Annotated in this window: 7 protein-coding genes and 1 other annotated feature; all 7 genes read left to right on the forward strand. The window is 48.3% G+C overall.

Annotated elements, in window-relative coordinates:
• Positions 1 to 308: 308 nt before the first annotated feature.
• Positions 309 to 581 (forward strand) — a binding site (T-box leader).
• 87 nt (positions 582 to 668) lie between these two features.
• On the forward strand, positions 669 to 1,166 hold the full coding sequence (gene ilvN / locus FWJ59_RS06350; RefSeq protein ID WP_414481126.1) for an acetolactate synthase small subunit: 498 nt from the start codon (positions 669 to 671) through the stop codon (positions 1,164 to 1,166).
• A gap of 30 nt (positions 1,167 to 1,196) precedes the next feature.
• Positions 1,197 to 2,192, forward strand: a complete 996-nt coding sequence (gene ilvC, locus FWJ59_RS06355; protein WP_414481127.1) for a ketol-acid reductoisomerase — start codon at positions 1,197 to 1,199, stop codon at positions 2,190 to 2,192.
• A gap of 15 nt (positions 2,193 to 2,207) precedes the next feature.
• On the forward strand, positions 2,208 to 3,758 hold the full coding sequence (locus FWJ59_RS06360; RefSeq protein ID WP_414481128.1) for a 2-isopropylmalate synthase: 1,551 nt from the start codon (positions 2,208 to 2,210) through the stop codon (positions 3,756 to 3,758).
• A gap of 237 nt (positions 3,759 to 3,995) precedes the next feature.
• A complete protein-coding gene (gene cimA / locus FWJ59_RS06365; protein ID WP_414481132.1) occupies positions 3,996 to 5,558 on the forward strand; it encodes a citramalate synthase in 1,563 nt (520 codons plus the stop codon).
• A gap of 16 nt (positions 5,559 to 5,574) precedes the next feature.
• Positions 5,575 to 6,840, forward strand: coding sequence for a 3-isopropylmalate dehydratase large subunit (gene leuC / locus FWJ59_RS06370; RefSeq protein WP_414481129.1), 1,266 nt, complete (start codon positions 5,575 to 5,577; stop codon positions 6,838 to 6,840).
• Complete coding sequence (leuD, locus tag FWJ59_RS06375) at positions 6,837 to 7,334, forward strand: 3-isopropylmalate dehydratase small subunit (protein WP_414481130.1); 498 nt, start codon at positions 6,837 to 6,839, stop codon at positions 7,332 to 7,334. Before leuC ends, leuD begins: the two co-directional genes overlap by 4 nt.
• Positions 7,331 to 8,395 carry a 3-isopropylmalate dehydrogenase gene (gene leuB, locus FWJ59_RS06380; RefSeq protein WP_414481131.1) on the forward strand — a complete coding sequence of 355 codons (1,065 nt, stop codon included), beginning with the start codon at positions 7,331 to 7,333 and terminating at the stop codon, positions 8,393 to 8,395. The genes leuD and leuB overlap by 4 nt, the downstream gene beginning before the upstream one ends.
• The last annotated feature ends 28 nt before the right edge of the window (positions 8,396 to 8,423 follow it).

The raw sequence follows: 8,423 nt of genomic DNA on the forward strand, positions 1-8,423 counted from the left end.
ATATCTATATCATACTTTTTTCAAAAAGTGTTGCATTTAATATTGCAATTTAGAATGCAATTTAGATTTTATAAATTTTCAAAAAACCTATTGACAATAATTTCAGTACTTGATAAAATATCCCTCAAATTCACAAAAGACCCGGCGGCAGGCTGCTTCTTGATGAAAGAAGGTTCTGTTGTCGGGCGTTGTTATAATTATCGTCGGTTGTTAAATGATAGACGATCGAGTTTCAGAATGTTGCAGGTTGGCGGTTACTCAATGGTTTTGATTTAAGCAAAATAGAATTAGCCTATGTTTTGCTATCATGAAATCCGATGACGGAGATATAAGACCTGTCGCAGCTATCTTCAGAGAGCCAGTGGATGGTGCGAACTGGTGGGCGGATGGGTTGTATGCTCCCTCCCGAGGAGAAGGTTCGAAAGGGGCAGCTTGGAGAAAAGACTGTTAAGCTGCCTTCAGTAGAGCTTTACGGGTGGTCCCGTTACAGGCCAGGGTTTGTTAGAACCTGGTAAGGCTTTGTACCGTGAGGTACAGGCAAAGTAGGGTGGTACCACGAAAGAGAACCTTTCGTCCCTTCGGGGGCGAAAGGTTTTTTGTATATTTATTTGCATATTTATACATTTTGCTGGCGAATTTTTGACATATCAGGGGAAGGAGGTATAAGATTGAAACACATATTGGGCGTGTTGGTAGCCAATCAGCCGGGCGTCCTGTCGAAGGTGGCAGGGCTTTTCAGCCGCAGGGCATTCAACATTGAAAGCTTAGCAGTAGGCGTAACGGAAGACCCTAATATCTCCAGAATGACCATAGTGGTAGACGGAGACGAAAAGGTGATCGAGCAGGTAGCAAAGCAGCTTAACAAATTAATCGATGTTATAAAGGTGGCTGATATAGCGGAGGATTCGGTGACCAGGGAGCTAGCTTTAATAAAGGTACAGGCGGACCCTGGAAACAGGAATGAGATAATTCAGATTGTTAACGTGTTCAGGGCTCAAGTTGTGGATATAAGCAAGGATTCCATGATCATAGAGATAACTGGCGACGAGAAAAAGATCGATGCGCTGCAGGAAATGCTCAAGGACTTTGGGATAAAGGAAATGGTTCGTACCGGTATCATAGCCGTGGACAGGGGAAACAAACTCATTAAAGATGAAGATTTATAAAAATTTACAATATGAAGGGGGAATTAAGCGATGGCAAAGCTGTATTATGACCAGGATGCCAATTTGGAATTATTGAGCGGAAAGAAGGTGGCCGTAATAGGATACGGCAGTCAGGGCCATGCTCACGCACTGAACCTGAAGGATAGCGGGGTTGATGTGGTGGTAGGCCTGTACAAGGGCAGCAAGTCATGGAAGCTGGCCGAGGAAGCCGGGCTTAAGGTTATGGAGGCTGCAGAAGCTGCAAAGCTGGCCGATATAATCATGATTTTAGTCCCCGATGAGAAGCAACCCAAGCTGTATAAAGAAAGCATAGAGCCCAACCTTGAAGAGGGAAACATGATCATGTTTGCTCACGGTTTTAATATCCATTTCGGCCAGATTATTCCTCCAGAATATGTGGATGTAACCATGGTGGCGCCCAAAGGGCCGGGGCACACTGTACGCAGCCAATATCAGGAAGGTAAAGGAGTGCCCTGCTTGATAGCGGTTCATCAGGATTACTCTGGTCGAGCTAAAGACCTTGCCTTGGCTTATGCAAAGGCTATAGGCGGTACCCGCGCTGGCGTGCTGGAGACCACCTTTAAGGAGGAAACTGAAACCGACCTGTTTGGAGAACAAGTAGTGCTGTGCGGTGGCCTTTCAGAGCTTATCAAGGCAGGATTCGAAACATTGGTGGAAGCGGGATATCAGCCCGAGTGTGCGTATTTTGAATGCTTACACGAGCTGAAACTCATAGTGGACCTGATCAATCAGGGTGGTTTGAGCTACATGAGATATTCTATAAGCGATACTGCCGAGTTTGGCGATTACACCACCGGTAAGAGGATTATAACCGAGGAGACACGCAAGGAGATGAAAAAGGTTTTGACCGAGATTCAGGATGGCACCTTTGCTAAAAAGTGGATACTGGAAAATCAGGCCAATCGTCCACACTTTAACGCTATGCGAAAGAGGGAGCAGGAGCATCCTATAGAAAAGGTGGGTAAGGAGCTCAGGAAAATGATGCCGTGGATTAAAAATAAATGATAGAGGGGGATGAATGTGCCCAAAAAGGTATATATATTTGACACAACCCTTCGTGATGGGGAACAATCGCCGGGTGTCAGCTTAAATGTCCAGGAGAAACTGGAGATAGCCAAGCAGCTTGAGCGCCTTGGGGTGGATGCCATAGAGGCGGGATTCCCTGTAGCTTCCAAAGGCGATTTTGAAGCGGTGAAGGCTATAGCGCAAAGTATTAGAAGGCCGATTATAGTAGCGCTGGCCCGCGCTGTGAAGCAGGACATAGATAGGGCATGGGAGGCCATTAAGTACGCTGCAAGGCCACGCATTCATACGTTTATTGCTACTTCCGATATTCACATGAAGTATAAGCTTAAAATGGAGCCCGAAGAGGTCTTGAAAAGGGCTGTAGAGATGGTATCCTATGCAAAATCTCTATGCCAAGATGTTGAGTTTTCGCCTGAGGATGCAACCAGAACCAGGCCGGAGTTTCTCTTTAAAGTGTTGGAAGCAGTCATCAATGCCGGTGCTACCGTCATCAACATACCGGATACGGTGGGTTATGCCATGCCCGAGGAGTTTGGTGCCCTCATAAGGAGCATCAGGGAAAACGTTCCAAACATTGACAAGGCCATATTAAGCGTGCATTGCCACAATGACCTGGGGCTGGCGGTGGCCAACTCCCTTGCAGCTATTAGAAATGGTGCTGAACAGGTGGAGTGTACCATAAACGGATTGGGAGAAAGGGCCGGGAATGCGGCGCTGGAAGAAATCGTCATGGCCATTAAAACCAGGAGCGACTACTTCGACTACTATACCGATATAGTGACAGAACAGATATACCGTACCAGCACCATGGTCAGCCATTTAACCGGGGTGCACGTACAACCCAACAAGGCCATTGTAGGGGTCAATGCCTTTGCCCATGAGTCGGGGATCCACCAGCACGGCGTGCTGAGCAATCGTCAGACCTACGAGATCATGACGCCGGAATCCATCGGATTAAAGCAGAGCCAGATGGTGCTTGGGAAACATTCGGGACGCCACGCCTTTGAGGAAAGGTTAAAAGAGCTGGGTTTCACCAATCTTACGCCTGAGGAGATAAATGCCGCTTTTGAAAAGTTTAAAGATCTGGCGGATAAAAAGAAATACGTGATGGATAAGGATATAGAGGCCCTTGTGAATGACAAAGTGGTGAAGGTACCTGAAACCTATGAATTGGAGTATTTTCACATATCCAGCGGCAATACCTCCATTGCTACTTCTACCGTAAAGATCAGGCGAGATGATGAGGTCTTTGAGGAAGCGGCATGCGGAGATGGACCGGTGGATGCTACCTTCAGAGCTATTGATAGGGCCATTGGCATAGAGGTTACGTTGATTGATTATTATCTAAAGGCGGTGACCAGCGGTAAAGATGCTTTAGGAGAAGTAACGGTTAAAATAAGCAAGAATGGGGATGTATACATTGGACGTGGGCTTAGCACAGACGTCATAGAAGCCAGTGCCAAGGCATATATAAATGCGATAAATAAGATGGTTATGGAGCAGAACAACAGGAATGGGCATAACGGCAAGGAGAAAGGCGTATGAATTAACGTTTGCATAGCACTTGCGGACATCAGCTGTTTTAAAGAACCTATAGGGCTGATGGATGAGGCAAGTAAGCTGATTTGTTTTAGATATAACGGTAGTCTAATAGCAGGGTGTCATTTTAAATTTTCTAGATGTATTTATTGCAATAAAATTCAGTTATGAGTAGAATAAAAAGCAAAACTTTGACGGAAAAGGAGTTGATGGAGAGATGGGAATTATGTAAGCAGCAAAAAGATCTTCATCTACGATTCTACTTTGAGGGATGGGGCTCAAGCCGAAGGGATCTCATTCACCGTAGGGGATAAGCTAAAGATAGCAAAGAAGCTGGATGAATTCGGAGTAGATTATATCGAAGCGGGGAATCCCGGCTCTAATCCCAAAGATGTAGAGTTTTTTGAGAAGGTCAAGGAAATCGAGTTTACCCATGCTAAGCTGGTAGCGTTCGGCAGTACACGAAGGGCTGGTATACCGCCGGAAGATGATGTTAATTTGGCCGCCCTGTTGCGAAGTGGGACTGCCGTGGTGGCTATATTCGGTAAAAGTTGGGATTTTCACGTCACCGACGTCATTAGAACTACCTTGGATGAAAACCTCAACATGATTTATGACTCTATTGCCTATATGAAGCAAAACGGCAAAGAGGTAGTATTTGATGCCGAGCACTTCTTCGATGGCTATAAAGCTAATCCCGATTATGCTTTAAAAACCCTTGAGATAGCCGCGCAGGCCGGAGCTGACTGGCTTGTGTTGTGTGATACCAACGGAGGGTCATTCCCGTCCGAGATTGCCGAGATTGTAAAAGTAGTAGTGGACAAATTTTCGTCAATTCCCATAGGCATACACTGCCACAATGACGGTGGGATGGCGGTGGCCAATTCCATAATGGCGGTGGAGCAGGGAGCAGTTCAGGTGCAGGGCACCTTTAACGGATACGGTGAGAGATGCGGCAATGCCAACCTGTGTACTATCATTCCCAATTTGCAGCTTAAACGCAACTATTACTGCGTTCCGCCGCATAGCATAGCTGGATTGGTCAACGTATCACGGTATATAAGCGAGATGGCCAACATGGCACCCAATGAACGTGATCCTTACGTGGGCAACTGTGCCTTTGCCCATAAGGGGGGCATGCATGTGGATGCCATCCTTAAAAACCCTGCTTCCTTTGAACATGTCCCCCCTGAATCAGTGGGAAATGAGAGGCGCATACTGATGTCCGAGGTGGCTGGCCGCAGCGCCATACTGGGCAAGATTCAAAAGGTAGCTCCATGGGTTACCAAGTCATCGCCCGAAGTGCAGCGGCTAATAGATGAGCTAAAGCGCTTAGAGCACGAGGGTTATCAGTTTGAGGGGGCTGAAAGTTCCTTTGAGCTCCTGGTGAGGAGGGCACTGGGTAAGGATCATAAATTCTTTGAGGTGAAGGATTTCCGCGTATTGTGCGAGGAACCCTGGCAGGGGGATTACAGCGCATCGGCCATTATCAAGGTAAAGGTAGACGGGATTGAAGAGGTTACGGCCGCCGAAGGCGATGGACCGGTAAATGCCCTGGATAAGGCGCTGCGTAAGGCTTTAGAAGTTTTTTATCCTCAGCTTAAGAAGATGCGACTTACCGATTACAAGGTTAGAGTGCTCGATACCTCGAAGGCTACCGCGGCTAAGGTACGGGTGCATATAGAATCTACCGATGGAGAAAAAGTATGGGGTACGGTGGGAGTGTCCACCAATATAATTGAAGCCAGCTGGAATGCTTTGGTTGATTCTATCGAATACTTCCTCTACAATGAGATGGGTATGTAGAAAGGGGTTGAAATAAATGGGGATGACCATAACGCAAAAGATACTGGCTGCACACGCAGGGCTGGATAAAGTTGAACCAGGTCAGCTTATAATGGCTAACGTTGACTTGGTTTTGGGAAATGACATCACCTCGCCGGTGGCCATTCGCGAGTTTAAGCGGATGGGCGCCAAGAGGGTGTTTGATAAAAAAAAGGTGGTGCTGGTACCTGATCACTTTACCCCTAATAAGGACATCAAGTCGGCCGAGCAATGCAAAGTCATACGCGAGTTTGCCCGTGATATGGAAATAGAGAACTATTTTGAAGTGGGCCAGATGGGCATAGAGCACGCGCTTATCCCCGAGAAGGGGTTGGTAGTGCCGGGGGATGTGGTCATTGGCGCCGATTCCCATACCTGTACTTATGGAGCGCTGGGCGCCTTTTCTACAGGCGTTGGTAGCACCGATATGGCGGCCGCTATGGCCACTGGTCAGGCATGGTTTAAGGTGCCCGAGGCCATCAAGTTCGTGCTCAAGGGCCGATTGAACAAATGGGTGAGCGGCAAGGATGTAATACTCCACATCATAGGCATGATCGGCGTAGATGGCGCTCTTTATCAGTCCATGGAGTTTACCGGTGAGGGCATGGCCAGCCTGTCCATGGATGACCGATTTACTATTGCCAATATGGCCATAGAGGCGGGTGCCAAGAATGGCATCTTTGAAGTGGATGACAAGACGTTGGAATATGTAAAGGAGCATTCCACCAAGGAGTATAAGATATACAAGGCCGATGAAGATGCAGAATATTCAAAGGTGTTTGAGATAGATTTATCTTCCATTCCGCTAACCGTGGCCTTTCCTCACTTGCCGTCCAATACAAAGACGTTTGATGAAATAGGCGATATCCCCATAGATCAGGTGGTAATAGGGTCGTGCACCAATGGACGGCTTAGCGATCTCAGGATTGCAGCACAGATACTGAAAGGGCATAAGGTACATCCTCGGGTACGTACGATTGTAATTCCTGCCACCCAAAGGATATACCTCGAAGCTATGAGGGAAGGGCTTTTAGAGATATTCATAGAGGCGGGAGCGGTTGTAAGTACTCCCACCTGCGGTCCCTGTTTGGGTGGCCATATGGGCATATTGGCAAAAGGCGAAAGGGCAGTGGCTACCACCAACAGGAATTTTGTGGGACGAATGGGGCATGTGGACAGCGAGGTTTATCTTGCAAGCCCGGCTGTGGCTGCGGCTTCGGCCATTACCGGAAAGATTTCTTCGCCCGAGGAGGTGGTAGGATGATAAGGGGAAAAGCCATCAAATACGGAAACAACATAGATACCGATGTGATTATCCCTGCTCGGTATTTGAATACGGCTGATCCAAAGGAGCTGGCAGCCCATTGCATGGAGGACATAGACCCCGAGTTCAAAAATAAGGTACAGCCAGGGGACATAATGGTTGCCGGTACCAATTTCGGATGCGGTTCGTCCAGGGAGCATGCTCCTATTGCAATCAAAGCTTCGGGTATAAGCTGCATCATAGCCGAGACCTTTGCGCGGATATTCTATCGCAACGCCATAAATATAGGGCTGCCCATAATGGAATGTCCCGAGGCTGCTAGGGATATAAAGGATGGCGATCAGGTAGCTGTAGATCTGACAACCGGCGAGATAGCCAACTTGACCACAGGGAAAACCTACAAAGCTGCTCCCTTTCCGCCGTTCATGCAGGAGCTCATAAAGGCTGGCGGCCTGGTTGAATACGTCAAGGAAAGGATGGGGACACAGGAATGAGGATTGCTGTGATACCGGGTGATGGCATAGGGCCAGAAGTGGTCAAGCAGGCGATAGTAGTGCTTGAGGCCGTGGCACGAAAATTTGGGCATCAGTTTGAGTTTCAGGAGGTGCTCATGGGGGGCGCTGCGCTGGATGCGGTGGGTGTGCCGCTCCCCGATGAGACATTAAAGGTTTGCTTGGAAAGCGATGCCGTGTTGCTGGGAGCGGTGGGAGGCCCCAAATGGGATGATTTGCCGGGGCATTTAAGGCCCGAGGCGGGGCTTTTGGGCATACGTAAAGGGCTTAACCTATTTGCCAACTTAAGGCCCGCAAAGGTGTTTCCTCAGCTCAAGTCGGCCTCTACATTAAAAGAAGAGATATTGGGGGAAGGTCTCGATATACTGGTGGTACGCGAGCTGACGGGCGATTTGTATTTTGGTGAAAAGGGAAGGGCTAAGGTATCAGATGGAGAAAAGGCATGGGATACCGCCGTCTATTCTACCCATGAAGTGGAACGGGTAGCCCATGTGGCTTTTAAGATTGCCAGAGGACGGCGCCGCAAGGTTACCTCGGTGGATAAGGCCAACGTCTTGGAAAGTTCCAGGCTATGGCGCGAGGTGGTGTCTAGGGTAGGGCAGCAGTATCCCGATGTGGAGCTCAACCATATGTATGTTGACAATGCCGCTATGCAGCTCGTAAGGAACCCGAGTCAGTTTGACGTAATACTCACTACCAATATGTTTGGGGATATTTTAAGCGATGAGGCTGCGATGCTTACTGGGTCCCTGGGGATGCTTCCTTCGGCTAGCCTGGGGGAAGGCAAGCTGGGGCTGTACGAGCCGGTCCATGGATCTGCGCCTGATATAGCCGGTCAGGATAAGGCAAACCCCATAGCTACCATCATGAGCGCTGCTATGATGCTGCGCTACAGCTTTGGCTTAGAGAGGGAGGCTCGGGCTGTAGAGGATGCGGTAAGCAGGGTGCTTGAACAGGGATATAGGACGGCGGATATTGCCACACCTGGCGATACAGTTGTAGGCACTCAGGAGATGGGACGCCTTATTGCTCAAAATTTGTGAAACATGGTTCTGAATTTTGTTCGAAGAT

It is taken from the genome of Caldicoprobacter sp. (genome assembly GCF_047459465.1).
Lineage (GTDB): Bacteria > Bacillota > Clostridia > Caldicoprobacterales > Caldicoprobacteraceae > Caldicoprobacter.